The 18913-nt window shown below is 36.5% G+C and carries 17 protein-coding genes, 2 tRNA genes and 1 riboswitch; of the genes, 6 read left to right on the forward strand and 13 right to left on the reverse strand.

Features of this window, described 5'->3' with window-relative positions; genetic code table 11:
* Nucleotides 1-16 precede the first annotated feature (16 nt).
* Both V4D31_RS06725 and metE read right to left on the reverse strand, forming a co-directional pair.
* Nucleotides 17-2098, reverse strand: coding sequence for a ribonucleoside triphosphate reductase (locus V4D31_RS06725; protein ID WP_353685684.1), 2082 nt, complete (start codon nt 2096-2098; stop codon nt 17-19).
* Entirely contained in the window at nt 2073-4319 is a 2247-nt protein-coding gene (gene metE / locus V4D31_RS06730) for a 5-methyltetrahydropteroyltriglutamate--homocysteine S-methyltransferase (protein WP_353685685.1), read from the reverse strand. Before metE ends, V4D31_RS06725 begins: the two co-directional genes overlap by 26 nt.
* 29 nt (nt 4320-4348) lie before the next feature.
* Nucleotides 4349-4519, reverse strand: a riboswitch (cobalamin riboswitch).
* A 157-nt stretch (nt 4520-4676) separates the two neighbouring features.
* Between metE and V4D31_RS06735 the strand changes: the two genes are divergently transcribed.
* Nucleotides 4677-6761, forward strand: a complete 2085-nt coding sequence (locus V4D31_RS06735) for an autotransporter outer membrane beta-barrel domain-containing protein (protein ID WP_353685686.1) — start codon at nt 4677-4679, stop codon at nt 6759-6761.
* Between the two features lie 121 nt (nt 6762-6882).
* On the opposite strand, the gene V4D31_RS06740 is transcribed toward V4D31_RS06735, so the two are convergent.
* Genes V4D31_RS06740 through V4D31_RS06755 form a run of 4 tightly spaced genes read right to left on the reverse strand, consistent with a single transcriptional unit; the run spans nt 6883 to nt 10837 of the window.
* A complete protein-coding gene (locus V4D31_RS06740; RefSeq protein ID WP_353685687.1) occupies nt 6883-7437 on the reverse strand; it encodes a LytS/YhcK type 5TM receptor domain-containing protein in 555 nt (184 codons plus the stop codon).
* Between the two features lie 42 nt (nt 7438-7479).
* The gene (locus V4D31_RS06745; protein ID WP_353685688.1) at nt 7480-8223 is read right to left on the reverse strand and encodes an ABC transporter permease; all 744 of its coding nucleotides are present in this window, start codon (nt 8221-8223) and stop codon (nt 7480-7482) included.
* Nucleotides 8220-9071, reverse strand: coding sequence for an ATP-binding cassette domain-containing protein (locus V4D31_RS06750; RefSeq protein WP_353685689.1), 852 nt, complete (start codon nt 9069-9071; stop codon nt 8220-8222). Before V4D31_RS06750 ends, V4D31_RS06745 begins: the two co-directional genes overlap by 4 nt.
* Nucleotides 9068-10837, reverse strand: a complete 1770-nt coding sequence (locus V4D31_RS06755; RefSeq protein WP_353685690.1) for an adenosylcobalamin-dependent ribonucleoside-diphosphate reductase — start codon at nt 10835-10837, stop codon at nt 9068-9070. Before V4D31_RS06755 ends, V4D31_RS06750 begins: the two co-directional genes overlap by 4 nt.
* A gap of 41 nt (nt 10838-10878) precedes the next feature.
* Here V4D31_RS06755 and V4D31_RS06760 point away from each other — a divergent pair, with 41 nt between their 5' ends.
* Both V4D31_RS06760 and dapB read left to right on the forward strand, forming a co-directional pair.
* Nucleotides 10879-11097, forward strand: a complete 219-nt coding sequence (locus tag V4D31_RS06760; protein WP_353685691.1) for a DNA gyrase inhibitor YacG — start codon at nt 10879-10881, stop codon at nt 11095-11097.
* Nucleotides 11051-11854, forward strand: a complete 804-nt coding sequence (gene dapB, locus V4D31_RS06765) for a 4-hydroxy-tetrahydrodipicolinate reductase (protein ID WP_353685692.1) — start codon at nt 11051-11053, stop codon at nt 11852-11854. The genes V4D31_RS06760 and dapB overlap by 47 nt, the downstream gene beginning before the upstream one ends.
* Nucleotides 11855-11933: 79 nt before the next feature.
* Here dapB and V4D31_RS06770 read toward each other — a convergent pair.
* From V4D31_RS06770 to V4D31_RS06780, 3 genes are all read right to left on the reverse strand, one after another.
* Nucleotides 11934-12006 (reverse strand) — tRNA-Cys (locus V4D31_RS06770).
* Between the two features lie 8 nt (nt 12007-12014).
* Nucleotides 12015-12087, reverse strand: a tRNA-Gly gene (locus V4D31_RS06775).
* Nucleotides 12088-12090: 3 nt separating this feature from the next.
* Nucleotides 12091-12339 (reverse strand): hypothetical protein, encoded by a 249-nt coding sequence (locus V4D31_RS06780; RefSeq protein ID WP_353685693.1) that lies wholly within the window; start codon nt 12337-12339, stop codon nt 12091-12093.
* Nucleotides 12340-12559: 220 nt separating this feature from the next.
* Here V4D31_RS06780 and V4D31_RS06785 point away from each other — a divergent pair, with 220 nt between their 5' ends.
* Nucleotides 12560-13438: a phosphoribosylaminoimidazolesuccinocarboxamide synthase gene (locus tag V4D31_RS06785; protein WP_353685694.1), complete on the forward strand. Its 879-nt coding sequence runs from the start codon at nt 12560-12562 to the stop codon at nt 13436-13438.
* Here the strand turns inward: V4D31_RS06785 and V4D31_RS06790 are convergent.
* Nucleotides 13419-14261, reverse strand: a complete 843-nt coding sequence (locus V4D31_RS06790) for a deoxyribonuclease IV (protein WP_353685695.1) — start codon at nt 14259-14261, stop codon at nt 13419-13421. The two genes, V4D31_RS06785 and V4D31_RS06790, sit on opposite strands and share 20 nt — an antisense overlap.
* Nucleotides 14262-14608: 347 nt before the next feature.
* On the opposite strand from V4D31_RS06790, the gene V4D31_RS06795 reads away from it, so the two are divergent.
* Together V4D31_RS06795 and V4D31_RS06800 are read left to right on the forward strand one after the other, a co-directional pair.
* On the forward strand, nt 14609-15661 hold the full coding sequence (locus V4D31_RS06795; RefSeq protein WP_353685696.1) for an arsenic resistance protein: 1053 nt from the start codon (nt 14609-14611) through the stop codon (nt 15659-15661).
* Between the two features lie 2 nt (nt 15662-15663).
* Nucleotides 15664-16365 carry a universal stress protein gene (locus V4D31_RS06800; protein ID WP_353685697.1) on the forward strand — a complete coding sequence of 234 codons (702 nt, stop codon included), beginning with the start codon at nt 15664-15666 and terminating at the stop codon, nt 16363-16365.
* A 123-nt stretch (nt 16366-16488) separates the two neighbouring features.
* On the opposite strand, the gene thiD is transcribed toward V4D31_RS06800, so the two are convergent.
* The 3 genes from thiD to V4D31_RS06815 are packed head-to-tail and all read right to left on the reverse strand — an operon-like array spanning nt 16489 to nt 18835.
* Nucleotides 16489-17256, reverse strand: coding sequence for a bifunctional hydroxymethylpyrimidine kinase/phosphomethylpyrimidine kinase (gene thiD / locus V4D31_RS06805; protein ID WP_353685698.1), 768 nt, complete (start codon nt 17254-17256; stop codon nt 16489-16491).
* On the reverse strand, nt 17253-18050 hold the full coding sequence (locus V4D31_RS06810) for a YihY/virulence factor BrkB family protein (RefSeq protein ID WP_353685699.1): 798 nt from the start codon (nt 18048-18050) through the stop codon (nt 17253-17255). The genes thiD and V4D31_RS06810 overlap by 4 nt, the downstream gene beginning before the upstream one ends.
* Entirely contained in the window at nt 18044-18835 is a 792-nt protein-coding gene (locus tag V4D31_RS06815) for an amidohydrolase family protein (protein ID WP_353685700.1), read from the reverse strand. The genes V4D31_RS06810 and V4D31_RS06815 overlap by 7 nt, the downstream gene beginning before the upstream one ends.
* Between the last annotated feature and the right edge of the window lie 78 nt (nt 18836-18913).

Genomic DNA, 18913 nt, shown 5'->3' on the forward strand with positions numbered 1-18913 from the left:
CTTCAAAAAAGGCAAACTAAGCATGAATCTGTAAATATCTTCTTTCTCTGAATTCCTCTTTTTTACCATCATTCCAGTTATCCACAGGTCTAAGATAGCCAACAACACGAGAGTAAACCTCTGTAGTCTTGCCGCATTTTGGACAAATTTGATGTTGTCCTTCAATGTATCCGCACTCGGGACAAATGCTAAATGTAGGAGTAATACTTATGTATGGAAGTTTATATCTTTCAAAGACTGCTTTTATAAAGTTTTTAAGTTTTTCAGGCTCTGGTTGCTCTCCCAGAAACAGATGAATAACTGTTCCTCCTGTGTACCTACTCTGAAGTTCATCCTGATGGTCAAGTATATAGGAAATAGATTCCGTAAAATTCACAGGTAACCATGTTGAGTTAGTGTAGTATGGATGCTCAATACCCTGTGTAATTATATCAGGATATTTTTGTTTGTCTGCTCTGGCAAGTCTGTAACTAGTTCCTTCTGCAGGAGTCGCCTCAAGATTATAGAGATTGCCTGTTTCTTTCTGATATTCCATGAGTTTTTCTCTAATAAAATCCATTACTTTCAAAGCAAAGGCTTTGCCATGTTCTATCCATATCCCTTTTGCATTGAGCCACTTGGCGTTTGCTACTGCCTCATTCATCCCTATTATGCCAATTGTTGAAAAATGATTGCTCCAGTAAGCTCCTGTGCGCTCCTTAACTGCACTAAGATAATGCTTTGAATAAGGATATAACCCTGCCTCAGTAAATTTCTCAAGTGCCTTTCTTTTTATTTCAAGTGATGTTTTAGCTATATCCATAAGCTTACTTAAACGGTTAAAAAAGTCTTCCTCTGACTCACTTAAATAACCTAACCTTGGCATGTTAAGTGTAACAACACCAATAGAACCTGTAAGAGGATTTGAACCAAACAGTCCCCCACCTCTGTGTTTAAGCTCACGGGTAGTAAGTCTCAGTCTACAACACATTGAGCGGGCATCCTCAGGTTTCAGGTCAGAGTTTACATAGTTTGCAAAATAAGGAATTCCATATTTTGCTGTCGCCTCCATGATTAAATCAACAATACTGCTACTCCAGTCAAAATCCTTTGTTATGTTAATCGTAGGGATAGGAAATGTAAAGACTCTTCCCTTTGCATCTCCTTCACATAAAACCTCAAACAATGCCTGGTTAAACATATCCATCTCTTTTTGAAATTCACCATAGGTAGCCTCTTGAGGCTTACCACCAATAATAACAGCCTGGTTTTTCAAATGCTCAGGCACTCTGAGGTCAAGGGTAATGTTAGAAAAAGGTGTCTGAAATCCTACTCTTGTAGGCACATTTAAATTAAAAACCCATTCTTGAACTGCTTGCTTTACCTGTCTCTGGTTAAGCCCATCATAGGCAATAAAGGGAGCAAGGAGAGTATCTACATTGCTAAATGCCTGTGCACCTGCAGCCTCTCCTTGAAGTGTAAAAAGAAAGTTTACAGCTTGACCAAGGGCACTACGAAAATGTTTTGCAGGTTTGGATTCCACTTTTCCTGTTACTCCACCAAAACCCCTGATTAACAAATCCATTAAATCCCAACCAACACAATATGGTGCTAATACATTTAGGTCATGGATATGTAAGCTTCCATTTATGTGAGCCTCTCTTACCTCAGGTGGATAAATCTTATGAAGCCAGTAGCTTTTACTTATCTCACTTGATATGTAGTTATTCAATCCCTGAAGAGAAAAGCTCATGTTGGAGTTTTCTCTTACCCGCCAGTCAACCTTGCTGAGGTAGCTATCAATTAGCTCAAGCCCACCCTGACGGGCAATCTCACGCATACGGGCATGCTGATCACGATAAATAATATATGCTTTTGCAGTCTTACGATAAGGACTGCTTAAAAGTATCTCTTCAACAATATCTTGGATTTCTTCTACATGTGGGTCACGATCACGAATCAACTCTTCAGCTAAAAGCAAAACTTTAATTGTAAGCCTTTTTGCAGTTTCATAATCAAATTCTCCAGTTGCTTTACCTGCTTTTGATATTGCTATGGTGATTTTTTCAGGATTAAAGGGAGCAACTCTTCCATCACGCTTTATTATATTTTTGAACATCCTCAACCTCCTTTCGCATTATTTCTGCAACTTTAACCATGTTTTTAAGTGCGGGAATGGCTTCCTGCCACGCTCTTGTTTTAAGTCCGCAATCAGGGTTTATCCAGAAAAGTCTTTTATCAATAAACTTTATTGATCGCTTAACAATTTCTATCATCTCCTGAACAGAAGGAATTCTTGGGGAGTGAATATCATATATTCCAATTCCAATGCCTCTGTCATATTTAAATCTTTCAAAGGCTTTTAGAATCTCTCCCTTGCTTCTTGATGCTTCGATTGATATCACATCAGCATCCATTGCATAGATTTTATCAATTATATCATTAAACTCAGAGTAACACATATGAGTATGAATTTGAGTTTCAGGTTTTACAGCAGAGATAACAATTTTAAAGCTTTTTATAGCCCAGTCAAAGTATTCATCAACCTTTGCTTTTTTAAGAGGCATTCCTTCTCTGAAAGCTGGCTCATCAATCTGAATGATTTTTATACCAGCTTTCTCAAGCTCTATTACTTCTTCCTTAAGAGCAAGAGCAATCTGATAGGCAACTTCTTTTTTCGAAATATCCTTTCTCTGATAGGACCACTGAAGTATTGTAACAGGTCCAGTAAGAATGCCTTTCACTGGCTTTTCAGTGAGAGACTGGGCATAAAGTGTTTCTTTCAGAGTCAAGGGTTTTTCTCTCCATACATCGCCATAAATTATTGGTGGTCTTACACATCTTGAGCCATAGGATTGAACCCATCCATTTTTTGTTATGGCAAATCCCTGAAGCTTCTCTGCAAAGAACTCAACCATATCTGTTCTTTCAAACTCTCCATGAACTAAAACATCAAGTCCAATGTCGTGCTGAATCTCAATTGCCCTTTTGATTTCATTGTTGATAAAGGATTCATACTCCTCAAAAGAGATTCTTCCTGCTTTATAATCTGCCCTTACTTTTCTCAGCTCAGCGGTTTGAGGAAAGCTTCCTATTGTGGTCGTTGGAAAAAGAGGAAGTTTGAGAATTTCCATCTGTTTTTCATATCGTTCACTGAAAGAGGGTTTTCTGCAAAGAGCATTTTCATCAATCTGAGAGATTTTTTTCTGAACTTCAGGATTAGTAAATTTCATGGATAAATTCTGCTCTGGAGGCTCTTTACCTTCATTTATTGCTGTTTTAAGGATTGTAAGCTCCTCAAGCCTTTCATTTGCAAAGCTTAACAGGCGGAGGATTTCTTCAGGCAGACTTTCATTTTTCACAGTCACTGGAAGATGCATGAGAGGACAGGAGTTGGAAAGAATTATATGTTTCGTAAACTTTGTAAGAGTCTCAATGAGTTTCAATGCTTCTTTAAAGTCTGTCTTCCATGGATCTCTTCCAGAGACAACTCCTGCAATTAATGTTTTATCCTCTGGAAAGCCAAATTTTAATATGTTCTCAAGATTCTCCTTCCCCTCAACAAAATCAAATCCAATGCCATGAACTGGTAGTTCATAAACTATTTTTTCATACTGTGATAAAGATTCATAGTAAGTTTGGACATAGACTTTTATTTTACTGAGCCCGGTAGTGATTTTTCTGTAACAATTTATGATTGTCTGAACATCATTGTCTAATTCAAGAACCATTGCAGGCTCGTCAATCTGGACTTCCTCAACATCAGATTCTTCAAGCTCTTTAAGAAGTCTTCTGTAAACTGAAACTATACTGTCAGAGAAATAAGTATAATTTTTTACTTTGGCACAGTAAAGATAGGTAAAGGGACCAACTATCACAGGTTTTGTTTTAAGGTTAAGATTATTTTTCAGAAGTTCAAACTCTTTTAAGGCTTTGTTTTCCCTGAGTTCAAACTCAGTATCAGATTCAATTTCAGGAACAATGTAGTGATAGTTTGTGTTAAACCACTTTGTCATCTCTGAAGCAGGAGCATCTGCTGAACCTCTTGCTATTGCAAAGTATCTTTCCAGAGGGTCTTCAATTTTTTTGAATCTTTTGGGAATAACATTAAACATGAAGGAAAGATCAAGGATAAAATCATAAAGGGAAAACTCATTAGATGGAATAATGTCAATTCCATGCAGGGCAATGGTATTTGCATTATTGATGATTAATTTTTCAGCCTCTTCAATTAGCTCCCTTTGAGAGATTTTTCCACTCCAGTAGTGCTCTAAGGCTTTTTTAAGCTCTCTCTGAGGACCAATCCTGGGATAGCCAAAGACAGTAGTTTTAACGGTCATTTAATTCCTCCCACGAGGTATTCTGAAAGCCAAAGGCTTTCAGGCTGGATAGGTCTTCCGACTCTGGGCTAACTAACCTACTTGCCCGCCTTCCCAGAGCTATCTCCAGTGGCTTAAATGGGCTTTCGTTCCCAACACGGCTGCGGGGCAGCGGGGGATTCTCACCCCTCTTCCCTTACATCCAGCAATTTTGAAAATAAAAAAAAAAGAGAGATTTTGTCAAACCACATTTTGTAGAGCCTTAAGCTAATAAATTTTTGTCCTGGACAAGATCTCAGATTTTTATATGAGGCAATTCAGAGGTTGACTTTTTTTTTATTAAATTAGAATGAGAAAAATTTTACCGGGAGGTGTAATATGAGAGGTAAATTTATTACGGTGGGAAGTCTTTTGGGGTTTTTTCTTTTTTGTCTTTTATTTTTCTTAACAGGCTCTGCGGGGGCGACTCAGGTAAAAGGAGCTTCTGTTTCTTCAACAACGGACAATTACTCCCAGGATACCGATGTAGATGTTTCAGATAATTCAGGAGGTCGTGTTTATGGGATATTTGTAGAAAGGAGTTCAAATCCCCTTATTAAATTAACAATCAATGCAAATGTTAAGGGGACTGCAACCAATCCCGCAGGTGGGAGCGGGGCTTATGGGATATGCTCCTGGGATAGAGCTATAAACCAGCTAATCATTAATCAAAATGGAACCATTTCAGCAATTGCAACAGGTAATTATGCAGATGCATTTGGAGTTGTTGCAAACTCCATAGGTAGTTTTACCAATACTGGAAGCATTTCAGCAAATGCAACAGGTGGTAATGCAGAGGCATATGGAGTTCCTGCAGAGTCCATAGGTAATTTTAAAAATAATGGCAATATAGAAGTTTATGTGAATAGTAGCTCTCAGAACCCAAGTATTGACGCACTCGCACTTGTAGTATCAAATAGTAACAATGCAACAGTTATCAATGACGGAACCATGAAAGTAGTCCTTAGCCTACCTAAAAATGCTGACATGACAAATGTTAATGCTACAGTTTTCTACATTTACGGTTCTAATGTAACACTTTCAAACTATGGCTATACCTGGGTTGAAAGTAATGTGCCAGGGCCTAACTTAAGAACACTTTATATTGATAGCAATTCAAATGTTATTTTAAAAGACAAGTTTGCTATTACCTTTGGAGCACCTGGGGTTAATCCTGATACAAGACCAATTTATGTAGATTCTAATTCGAAACTTAACCTTAATAATGCCACTCTTATTGCAAGACTTGATAGTAGAAATTTAAGACTTAATGAACCCTATTACTTAATTGAAAACCACGGAACAGTTAATGGTCAATGGGGTGGGCTTGAGAGAGGATATCCTAATCCAGATATTCAGGTAGCCTGGTATGATCCACAAAGCCTTGGAGAAAATTCTGCTGTTGTCTTCCGTTATGCTCCAACTACAACCGCATTAGCACCTGTTACAGGAGGGATGGCAGGAGCTCCAATTATAACTTCAGCTATATCAGCAGCTCTGCTTACTTACTCTCCTACATCTATGACTATGGTTGTTGGCTATGACAGGCAACCAATTATGTTAGCTTCAGCAGGAGTTAGTGAGGCTGGATATATAGCTCCAGCTTATAGCAAGGGTATTTGGCTTATGCCTCTTTATACAAGGGTTAATGCTAATGACCTTGGGTTTGATGCAGATTCTTATGGATTTGCCCTTGGAGGAGGTGGAAGATTTGCACCAAATTTTGGGGTAGAACTCTATGCAGGTTATTTACGCAATAACCTTAATTTTAGCCTTAAAGGAGCAGATAGCGAAGATCAGGACCTTTACTTTGGAGGATTTAATCTGATTTATGCACCAAAGCCCTACTTTGCAAAGCTTATGGCAGTTGGATATTATGCCAATCATGACTACAAGGGTTATACAGGACTTTATTATGACCTTGTTGAAAAAGCAGATTATAACAGTTATGGACTCAGATTTGACCTTATTGGTGGATATATAATAGGTAATAAAACAAGGATTATACCTCAGGTCGGAGTAAGTTATGCATACTATAATACTGATAGCTTCTGGACAAAGGTTCCTGACAATCCTAATCTTAGAAGACGCTATGAGCCTGATGATCTTAATGTGTGGAAAGTTATTGCAGGACTGGATGTTATTTCTGATTTTGAGACTAAAGGAAAAACAAATGTAAGGGCTTTTGGAGGATTAAGGCTTGAGCAGGCAATAACTGATAATGATATTTCAGCAATTACCTATGCACCAAATCAACCAAAATACAAGCTTGAAAAAAGTATTGCAGATACAACTGGGATATTGCAGGCAGGAATTATTTTAAGCTTCAATAAGAGATTAAGCCTTGAGCTTTCTGGAAAAGCCGATCTTAATGCAGATTATCAGGCTTATACAGGAAGAGCTGTATTGAGATATAACTTCTAAGAGGTTGCATTGACTCAGGAGGTGTCCATGCACCTCCTGAAAGCATAAGCATTGGTGTAAAAATTACGAGCATGAGCATCATTGTCATCTGTTTTAAGCCTTGCAAGTGTTTCAAGTTCAACTATTTCAAGTTGTGTTGAAAATATATGGGCAAGTCCTCTTGCCACTTCAAGAGTAACATCTGAATTTCGCCTGTTTTAATTGCGTGTGCAGACTTTATTATAAACATCTGAATAATTTCTCCAGCAAAGCCTGCTAACCATGCTACATGCCAGGGAATTAATCCCTTCCTCCAGTATTTGTAAACAACTCCTCCGAAAAAACCCTCAACAACTGCTGACAATCCGCATGAAAAAGCTGTAAATCCGCCAACAAAGTATCTATGAACACCTGCAATAACTCCAGCTCCTGCTCCTACTAATGGACCACCAAGAAGCCCTCCTACCATAACACCAACAACTCTTGAATTAGCAAGTGCTCCGTGAATCTCAACTGCTCCAAATGTCCCAAGTATTCCAAGTCCTCCGCAGACAAATGTAAGAATTAATTTATCTTTAGTTGAAGGTTTCCGGGATAAAACTCTTCCCAAAGCAGGCATTCTTGAAAGGATAAAAGCTACTGTTGCTATAATACTAAGCCTTTGCGAAAGTATCAAAGTTAATTCAAGAATATCCATTTTTTAAAGTATAAAATAAAACTAAAAATATTGGCTACTGTTTCACTCACTGTATTTTTTCATTAAAGTTGAGCCAATGAGAAAAAAACAAAGACAATAAAATAAAATTAAGCTTAAAGAAATCATTGCCTCTGTATCAATATAACTTTTTCTTATCAGTATATTTGTATGAGTAAGGGGCATTATGTAGATTATTGGCTTAAAAATCAGCGGGATTCTATCAATTGAGAAAAATGTTCCACTGAAAAAAGCCATTGGCATTATGAAAAAGTTTGAGTAAGTGGCTGTATCTTCGTGTGATTTTGTTATCATTCCTGTTATCACACCAAGACAGGCAAACATAAAGCAATTAAGTAAAAGGGTTAAAATAAAAATCAGATTTATAGAAAATTTTGATGGTACTACAAAGCCCACAACAATTATAAGCAGAGAGGCAAAAAGCCCCTTTACCATTCCAGCCATAACCTCTCCTATCATTATGGAAAAAGGCTTTATGGGTGATTGAATGTAAACCTGAAAAGTCTTGAAATAGAGTCTGCTGAGATTAAGAGAGCTTGCAACCCATGAGTATGAATTGTTCATTGAGCTCATTGCTACAAGACCTGGCAGCAGAAATGTTAGATAATCAGTTCCTTCAGAAAGTTTTACTGTTTTTCCAAGCCCAAGCCCGAATGTAACAAGATAAATAATCGGTGCCATCATCGCTGAGAAAATGTATCCCAGTCTCAGAAGCTTTCGCCTGAACTGAAGCATCTCTTTAAGAAAAACAGGATACCAGCCTGTCATGTTGCTTCCCTGATTCCTTTAATTCTTTCTCCAGTTAGCTTTACAAAAACATCTTCAAGATTGGATCTTCTTATCATTACTCCATCGCCTCTGTGTTTTGCAATCTCATAAGCCTGTTCTCTACTGTGACATATCTCACTTATCAGCCTTCCCTCTTTATCAGTAAACTCAACCACATACTCACCAACATCTTTTTTAAGTTCTGAAGGGCTGCCAAGGGCAATTAACTTTCCATGTGAAAGAATCCCCACCCTGTCACAAAGTGCCTCTGCCTCTTCAATGTAGTGGGTTGTAAGAAGCACAGTTCTGCCCTGAGCCTTGATTTTTCTTATGATTTGCCATAGTTGTCTTCTTATATGGGGGTCAAGCCCGATTGATGGTTCATCAAGAAATAAAACCTTTGGTTCAGGCAGCAATGCTCGGGCAAGAAGTGTTCTACGCTGAAGCCCTCCTGAGAGAGTTGATACAACAGAGTGCTTTTTGTCTTTTAGCTCCATTACTTTGAGAATCTCATCAATCTTTATTTTAAGTTCTTTTACTTTGTGAAGCATTCCATAAATTAAAAGATTTTCGTAAACAGTAAGCTCTCTTTCAAGATTGTTTTCTTGAGGGACAACTCCTATGATTTTTTTTATTTCAAAAGGATTTTTTACAACATCAATCCCGTCAATAAAACATTCTCCTTCATCAGGTTTAGTAAGAGTTGTGAGTATTTTTACAGTGGTCGTCTTACCAGCTCCATTGGGACCGAGAAGTCCAAATATTTCACCTTTCTTTATTTCAAAACTCAGGGACTCAAGTGCCTTTACATTTCCATAACTTTTTGATATATTTTCAAGCTTGATCATACAGCATCATGAAATTTTGTTACTCTCGGTGTCCTTCCTTTTGTCTCACAGCATTCTGTGAGATGAGCATCACTTACTTTGAGAAGTGTTCCTGTCTTTGAGCCATATCTGAAAACTGTTATTCCCTTAAGTCCTTTTTTGTATGCAAGAATGAAAATTTTTGCTACTTCTTGCTTTTTTGTTCTCTGTGGTAGATTTATTGTTTTTGATACCGCATTGTCTGTGTATTTTTGAAAGCAGGCTTGCATTTCAATATGTTGCATAGGAGTAATTTCAAGGGCTGTTTTAAAAAGTTTTTTAATTTTTAATGGAACGCTTTTTATGCCTCTAAGAGTTCCTTTCTGTCTTAATTCATTAATAAATTCTTCACTGTAAAATCCCTGTTTTTGAGCGAAATCTATAAGATATTTATTTATTATCTCAAACTCTGTATCAAGAATTCTTTGTTTGTAGGCAAGTAAAAAATAAGGCTCTATTCCACTTGAACAGTCAGCAATTATTGAAATTGTTCCTGTGGGCGCAATGGTTGTTGTGGTGGCATTTCTCATCATGGTGCCTCTTTTATCCCATAAAGAGCCTTTGAAATTTGGAAAAACTCCTCTTTTTCGTGCAAGCTCCTGAGATGTTTCGTGAGATTTTTCCTTTATAAATTTCATTACTGTTTCAGCCAGTTGGAAGGCTTTTTTATGATTATAGGGGATTCCAAGCTCCACAAGACAGTCTGCCCAGCCCATTACTCCGAGCCCTATTTTTCTATTTCCCTTGTGCATTTTTTCAACCTCAGGCACAGGATAATGGGTAACATCAATTGCATCATCAAGAAATCTTGTTGCTATTTTTACATCATGCTCAAGCATCTGAAAATCAATGCTACCACCTTTTACATACTTTGATAGATTAATTGAGCCAAGAATGCATGCCTCATATGGTAAAAGAGGTTGCTCACCACAGGGATTTGTGCTTTCTATCTGACCTATATGAGGAGTTGGATTATATCTGTTTATTGTATCGATGAAAATAACTCCAGGGTCTCCTGTTTCCCATGTTGATTCAACAATTTCATCAAAAACTTCCTTTGCTTTAAGCTTTTTTACAACCTCACCATTTCTTGGATTTATCAATGGATAATAATCATCCTTAAAAAGAGCATCCATAAAAGCATCTGTAACAACAACAGAGATATTGAAATTGCTTAAATTTTCAAATCTTTTAATTCTTACAAACTCAAGAATATCAGGGTGATCAACTCTCAATATGCCCATATTTGCCCCTCTTCTTGCACCACCCTGCTTTATTATGTCAGAAGCTTTATCAAATATTTTCATAAATGAAACAGGTCCGCTTGCAATGCCACCTGTTGAGCGAACAACATCTCCTTTTGGTCTTAAGTGAGAGAAATTAAATCCAGTTCCACCGCCACTCTGAAGAATTAACGCAGCATCTTTAAGTGTTTTAAATATTGCCTCAATGGAGTCTTCCACAGGCAGAACAAAACATGCTGCCAGCTGAGCCTTTGGTTTACCGGCATTCATCAATGCTGGAGAATTGGGAAGAAATCTTAATGAGCTTATAATTTCATAAAACTTCTCTGCCCATTCAGAGGGATTTTCTTGATAAAGCTCTTCAGCCTGAGCAACATAATTGGCAACACGATGAAACATCTGCTCAGGTGTTTCAATGACTTCACCCTTTTCATTTTTAAGTAAATATCTTATTTCAAGAACTGTTTTTGCTCTATCCGTAAACACCATAATATAGTGTATCACATTAGTTGCAACTTTAGAAGATGAAAAATTAAAATTAAATCATGAAAATTAAATGTCCTATATGTGGTAAAGAAACAACAATTGAGAATAATCCCTGGAGACCCTTTTGTTCTAAAAATTGTAAAATTATTGACCTCTGGAACTGGTTTCATGAATACTATTCAATAAAAGTTGAAGAAGTAGATGAAACAATAAACATAGAGGAGGAACAAGATGATAAAAGTAACAGTATGTGGCGCAGCAGGAAGAATGGGCAGTAGGATTATTGCCCTTTCAAAGGATTACCCAGAGATAAAAATTGTTGGAGCTTTAGAATCAAAAAATAATCCAAAAGTAGGCTCAGATGCTGGAGTAGTTGCTGGAATTGGGGATTTGGGAATAAAAATAGTTGATGATATTGAAAGAGTTATTGATAATACCGATATTGTTGTTAATTTTACAAATCCAGAAGCTACTTTAGAACATCTTGAAATTGTAAGAAAGTATAAAAAATCAATGGTTATTGGAACAACAGGCTTTAGTAATGAACAACTCACCAAAATTCAGGAAATAGCAAAAGAAATCCCTATAGTGCTTTCACCTAATATGAGTATCGGCGTAAACCTTTTATTTAAAATTCTTAAAGATGTGGCAAAAGTGCTCGGAGATGACTATGATGTGGAAATTGTTGAAGCACATCACAGAATGAAGAAGGATGCACCCAGTGGAACAGCTATAAAAATGGCAAAGGTTATTGCTGAAGCATTGGAAAGAAATTTTGACGAAGTTGCTGTTTATGCAAGAAAAGGCATCATTGGAGAGAGAACAAAAAAAGAAATAGGAATTCAAACAATAAGAGCAGGAGACATAGTTGGTGAGCATACAGTTATTTTTGGTGGATTGGGAGAAAGAATTGAAATAACCCATAAAGCATCAAGCAGAGACACCTTTGCAAGAGGTGCTTTAAGAGCAGTGCTCTGGCTTTATGGAAAACCTGCGGGACTTTATGATATGGGAGATGTACTCGGAATAAAATAGAGGTTCTTAAAATTGCCAGTATAAAATTACTGTCGTGAGCGACTGCAGCGTTTTTGAAATCATTTTTTTAAAGAATTAAAGGCGACGGCCGGATTCGAACCGGCGCATGGCGGTTTTGCAGACCGCTCCCTTAGCCGCTTGGGTACGTCGCCAATAAAAAAGCGGGTGGCGGGATTTGAACCCGTGACCCCAACCTTGGCAAGGTTGTGCTCTACCAGCTGAGCTACACCCGCATATTAATTAACTCTTTTTTTGGGATCAAGAGAATCTATAATTTTCTCAAATATCTCTAATTGCTGTTCCATATTATCTAATTTTAATTCTAACTCTTTTATCCTTCTATTTGCAAATTCCTCGAGGGACTCAGCTTTTTTCAATAAATTTTCCCGCATTTCTTCAAAATCTCTTATAAGTTTGTTAATCTTTTTAAGCTCTCTTTTCTTTTTCCATTTTTTAAAAAAGGAAAGCATATAAAAAACTATCATAAAATCTCTCTTTGTGTCAATAATTGAATATTGGAGGCAGTCAGATTCCTCCATCGATGGTACCGGAATGATAGAAAAGAAACGAAGATGCTCAGAATCACAATAAACAAGGGGTGTACCGGAAATAGCAAAAAATGATAAAGTTTGGTATGATAATAAAAGAATTTTTAAAATTTTGTAAGTGTTTTAATAGTTTAAAAATTATTCGCAGGAGGCAATTGTGAATCATGTTATTGTTGAAACAAATTTGAAAGATGTAAAATTACTTCGCAGGGGAAAAGTAAGAGATATTTATGAAGTGAATAATTATTTGCTAATTGTTGCAACAGATAGAGTTTCTGCCTTTGATGTGGTGCTTCCAACTGGAATTCCAGGAAAAGGTAAAATTTTAACACAGATTTCTCTTTTCTGGTTTAATCAAGTAAAAGATATTATTGAAAATCATGTTGTTTCAGCTGATGTAGCTCAGTTTCCAGAGCCACTAAAAAAATATAAAGATATTTTAGAAGGAAGAAGTATGCTTGTGCGAAAAGCCAAGCCCCTTGCTGTGGAGTGCATTGTTCGTGGATACATAACTGGTTCTGGATGGAAGGATTATCAAAAAACAGGAATGATCTGCGGAATTAAGCTTCCAGAAGGACTTGTAGAGTCACAGAAGCTTCCGGAACCTCTTTATACACCAAGCACAAAGGCTCAGCAGGGACATGACATAAACATAAGCTTTGAGGAGACTGTTAAAATTCTTGGAGAAGAAACAGCTAAAAAAGCAAGAGATTTTTCAGTTGCGATTTATAAAAAGGCATCGGAGATAGCAGAAAAAAAAGGAATTATAATTGCTGATACAAAAATGGAATTCGGGTTTTTTAATGGAAAATTGATTATTATTGATGAACTTTTAACCCCTGATTCATCAAGATTTTGGTCAATAAAGGATTACTCTCCTGGAAAACCTCAGGATAGCTACGACAAACAAATTGTAAGAGATTATCTAATTTCAATAAACTGGAACAAAAAGCCGCCTGCACCTGAGCTACCAGAGGAAATAGTTAAAAAGACTGCTGAACGGTATGAAGAAATATTCAGGATTCTAACCTCTTGAGGATTTCTCTTACAGTAGAAAGATTTTTTAAATCATCATCGAAAGATTTTTTAGGTGTTTCAAGAATAAGTGGCACATGGGAGATTTCTTTTATTTTTAAAAAGTTTTCAAAGCCTTTTATGCCGATATAGCCTTTTCCAATATGTTCGTGCCTGTCAATACCAGAGCCTGCAGGTGCTTTTGAATCATTGAGATGAATTAATTTAATCAAATCAAAAGAGCCATATTTAGAAAGCTCTTCAATGAATTTTTTTAATCCGTTTTCATTTGCTATGTCATATCCAGCAGCAAAGAGATGACATGTGTCAATACAGATTCCTCCTATAATTTCACTCTCAACATTTTTAAATGTTTCAATTAAATCGGGAATTAATGCTGTAATCTTGCTTTTTGCTGTGTTTTCTATGAGGATTTTACATTTCTCAAGCTTTCCAATTTTGCTGAATCCTTCACGAGTTTTTGCAAAAATTTCTTCTTTTTCCATATCTTTATTGTCCTTTAAATGTATCACGTAGTAGTCTGCACCAAGAACATCAGCCATTAAAACTTCTCTTTTTAAAAGATACCGTGATGAAGCAATGGTTTTTGGGTTTGATGAAATGAGATTTATCAGATAAGAGGCATGAACAACTAAAGGATTCAACTTGTAAAGCTGCATAAGCTTCTTGAATTCATCAATAACTTCTACGCTAAACTCTGGAATCTGCCATAGCCGTGGACTGTGAAGAAATATCTGAAAAGTAGTGCATTGAAGCTCTACTGCTTCATTAATAGAATTAATTAAGCTGTTTTTAACAGAAGTGTGAACTCCAACTGGTCTCAACCGTATAAAATTTCCTTTTTGAAAAATTCCTCATTTAATTTTTTAAATCTTAACTGATGCCTTGCAATATTGTCAATTTTTTATAGTGTCCTGGTGATATAAAAATTTTTATATATAAAATTAATAGAGTAATGAAAAGAGGGTATCTTACATTGATTTAACAAAAACCAACATAAAGAAAGAAGAAATACACCAATTTATTATTTTGCATAATTGACATTGCCAGGAAAAATGAAAACTTGACAAAAATATCAAAATTTATTTATATATGTCTTAAAGATAAAGCGTCTCCACTGGCCCATTGATGACCCGGTGGGCACAACTGAAATTCATTGAGGAGGTTAAGGATGTTCAGGAGGGCTCTTGAAAAACTTCACAACTTCAGGTTGCTGCCGGTGTTTGTCATTGTCAGCATGGCCATTGGCATTGCCATTGGCAAGTGGTATGGTATTTCGAACTTTGAATTGACACCGCCTATTGATGCAATTAAATCCATATTTCACGGCACATATGAGTTTAGCATTGGGAATACCCTTGCCCTCGGCGTGGTTGTCGGTCTTTTTATGATGATGTATCCTGCAATGGCAAATATCAGGTTTGAAGATTTAGGAAAGGCTGCAAAATCTCCAAAACAACTCTTGATAGTCATATTCTTCAACTATGCCATTGCGCCGTTTTTCATGCTCCTGCTTGCAAAGATATTCTTAAGTGGTGAGCCTGATTTATACACAGGCCTTGTCCTTTATGGCCTCGCCCCTTGTATTGCGATGGTTATTGTATTTACATATCTTTCTGCCGGCAATGGACCCCTCGCAATAATCCTTGTTGCATTGAACTCAATCATTCAGATGATTCTGATACCTGTCTATGCAAAACTCCTTCTTGGAGAGATCCAATTCGATGTCTGGGTCGTTGGCGAGAGCGTGCTTTTGTATTTAGGCATTCCACTTGTTGCGGGGATGCTTACGAGGTTTCTCGGTGTGAGGCGATATGGTGAGGAATGGTTTAATAGACTGAAGTTCTATCTTGATACCATGTCAATCATAGGGCTTCTATTCACCCTTGTCGTAATGTTTGCATTGAAGGGAGATTTGATATTAGAAAAACCCTTCTTCATTGTCCAGATGGCGATACCCATGACACTCTTCTTCTGGACAATGTTTGTAATAGTTTATCTCACAGGATGGAAATTAGGATTGAATTACAGGGATGCAGTTGCGGTCGCCTTTAACTCAACAGGCAGGGATTTTGAGATAGCAATCGCAATAGCTATTACCGCATTCAATCCAACGGTCGCTTTGGCCACGGTCATCGGCCCGCTCATCGAAGTGCCTGTGATGCTTGCCCTTGTATGGTTTGCAAAGAAGACAGAGTTTAAACTCTTTAGAGGGAGGGAGTAGTCATGTATAAAAAGATACTTTATCCAATCAAATTTGAGGAATTCTCTCTTGATGTGCTCTCCTGTATATTGAATTTCAAAAAGGTCGGGACAGAGGAGATAATCCTTCTCCATGTCATAGATTTTGCCAGACTGCCGATGGACAAATACGAGGGCTATCATCCTGAAGATGTAAAGAGGCTCACAGAGATTGCTGACCTGAAGATGGCTGAGGGAATAAAGATTATAGAGGATGCGGGTATCAGGGCAAAAAAGGTCATAACAGTTGGAATCCCTTACAGAGAGATACTGAGAGTGGCTGATGAAGAAAAGGTCTCACTCATCGTCTCAGGCAGGCAGAAAAAAGGTGTGCTTGGTGAGATATTTATCGGCTCAAATACAGATAAGATTATTCGTTATGGCAATGTGCCAGTTTATATACCGAAGTATCCAGCCATATTTGGTGCAGATAAAGAGGCTTGCAGAAGGTTCTGCGAAAACTTTTTTAAGAAAGTCCTCTATCCAACCGACTGGTCAGATTGTGCAGAATATGCCCTCCAATACCTTAAAGGTCTAAGAGGTGCTGGTATTGAAGAGGTTATTGTTGCCCATGTGATGGATGAAAAGGCAATGAGGCTTCAGCCACCAGAAAAGTTCAAGGAGTTTGAAAAGGTTGATAAGGAGAGGCTTGAGAAAGTTAAGGAGGAACTCGAAAAAGGGAGGTAAATGAGGGTGAAGCGGAAGCTACCATGATGATCATAGTGGGATTGTTCATTCTCGTCTTTGTCTCTGGTATGCTTGGTCACAGAGTGAATTATTTTTATTAAACAAGCTCTAATCTTGTTGCTTTCAATCTATTTTCAATAACCTCATCCCATGACCTAATTTTAATGCATTTTTGATGGCATTTTTAACAAAATTTTTTGTATTCATTAAAGCTTCATCTGGTTCATATCCAAGACATAAAAATGAGAGAAAAGCTGAAGAAAAAGCACATCCTGTACCGTGAAATTCACCACAATATTTTTCATCTTCTGCTTTATAAAAATTTTCCCCATCATAAAGTATGTCAACTGTTTTTTCTTTAAAATGTCCTCCCTTAACTATTGCAAGGCTTGTTCCCATCTCATAAAGTTTCTTTAATGCTTGATAAACATCATCAACTTTTTCAATTTTTACTCCTGTAATTGTTTCTGCCTCTGGAATGTTTGCGGTAACAGCCATTGAAAGTGGAATGAGCTGTTCTTTGAGAATTTTTAATGCTTCATCCTCTATTAATTTAGCTCCCAGAGTAGAAATAATCACAGGATCAACAACGAATTTTTTTATATTGAATTTTTTAATTTTTTCAATTACGCACAGGAGTGCTTCTTTACTGTAAAACATGCCTGTTTTTGCTCCATCAGGTTTCATATCTCTCAGTAAAGTTTCAAATTGGGCTTCTATTACTTCCACTGGCATAGGATAAGTTAAAAAAAACTCTGATGTGCTCTGAGCAGTAACAGCAGTTATTATGCTAATTCCATAAATTTTTAAAGAATGAAAAACCTTTAAATCCATCTGAATTCCTGCTCCAGATGTTGGATCAGAAGCACCTATGGTTAAAGCTATTTTCATTTATTTTCAATGTGTTTTATAAATTCTGCACCATAAAGAAAAACTGCCCACCCATAAAACAGCCACATGAGAAGTGCAAGAAAAGTAGATACAGAGCCATAAAGACTGCTTATTTTGATTATATGTGTAACATAATAGGCAAAAACATATTTAGCAATTTCTATTAACAAAGTTGTAACTGCAGCTCCTGTTAAAATTGCACTCAGCTTAATTTTTTTGCTTGGTAAAATTTTATAAAGTAAAGCAGCAATAACAAACATGATCACAAAAGGAAGGATATATCTTATAAAAAAAATAAGCAGTGTGCTAAGTGAATAAAATCCAAGAGGTTTAAAAACTCTTATAAGGTAAGTAAGAGCAAAGGATAATGCCACAGTCAGTGTTATTAAAAGAATTATAAAAAAGGACATAAATAAGGACATTAGAAAATGTCTTTTTCTGTTGCTTTTGAAAATTTTATTAAGAGAAAATTCAATTGCTGTAAAAAGCTGTAAAGAAAAAATGCCATAAAGAAGAAGTGAGATACTACTTACCTCCTTTGAAGCTAAAATCTTTCTCAACTCCTTGATCATTTCCAGTTCTACCTCAGGGAAAAAAGAAATTAACCTTAAATAAACAAATTTTATAACTCTTTCTTCCTGGATTACATTAACCAAAACATTGACAACAAATATACTTAGAGGAATAATTGATAAAATTGAAAAAAAAGCAAGGGAAGAACTCAAAAAAACTCCTTCATCCTTATAAAAATCTTTTAAACTTAAGATAAAAACCTTGGGAAGTTTTGTCAGCATCTGAGTAGATTTTCTGCATTAAGATGGAAAATTTTCTCTAAAAATTCTTGCTCAAGACCGAGTTTTTTTAGATTTTCAATTTCTTTACCCTGGTCAGCCCAAGGAGAATCGGTTCCAAAAAGCACATAATCTGATGGATGCTTAAGTATCAATTCCTTAATTTTTTCATCAGGCATCCATCCAAAAGAAAAAGAAATTTCCATATATATTGGCTTTCCAATCATCAACTTTTCCACTTCATCCCATTGTTTCCATGCTCCAAGATGGGTTGCTATAAATTTTAAACCTGGAAATTTATTTATTACATTCATTATTCTCTGAGGGCAGGCAATGTCCCACTCAGGAAAGGCTATATCATAACCGCAGTGCATCACAACAACCAGATCATTTTCTATCAATGCTTCATAAATGGGATAAACCCGCTCATCATCAATTGCAAAGTTTTGATAAAAGGGATGCATTTTTATTCCACAGAATCCCTCTTTTTTTATCAACTTTATATGCGATTTAATTTCTTTGTCCTCAGGATGAACTGATGGCAGAGGAATGATTCTTTCAGAGCGAATTTTATCACTCCATCTAAGAATTGAATTAAACTGTTCTGGCTTTGTGGCAATATTACACAAGACAGATTTTGCTATATGATTTTTATCCATTGAACGAATAAGATCATCAAGGCTTCCATTAAGGCATGCTTTAACATTACTGTTTTGCTCAAGTTTTTTTATTGCCTTTTCAGCAATTTCCTCTGGAAAAGCATGGGTATGGAAATCAATAATCTGCATGAGTTTTATTTTATCCTTAAAAAATCTTAATTTGTCAATAAGGTTTTCCTTTTAAACTCTTTTTTGTTATTATTAATT

This window comes from Thermodesulfovibrio sp. 3462-1, from assembly GCF_040451425.1.
GTDB classification, from domain to species: Bacteria; Nitrospirota; Thermodesulfovibrionia; order Thermodesulfovibrionales; family Thermodesulfovibrionaceae; genus Thermodesulfovibrio; species Thermodesulfovibrio obliviosus.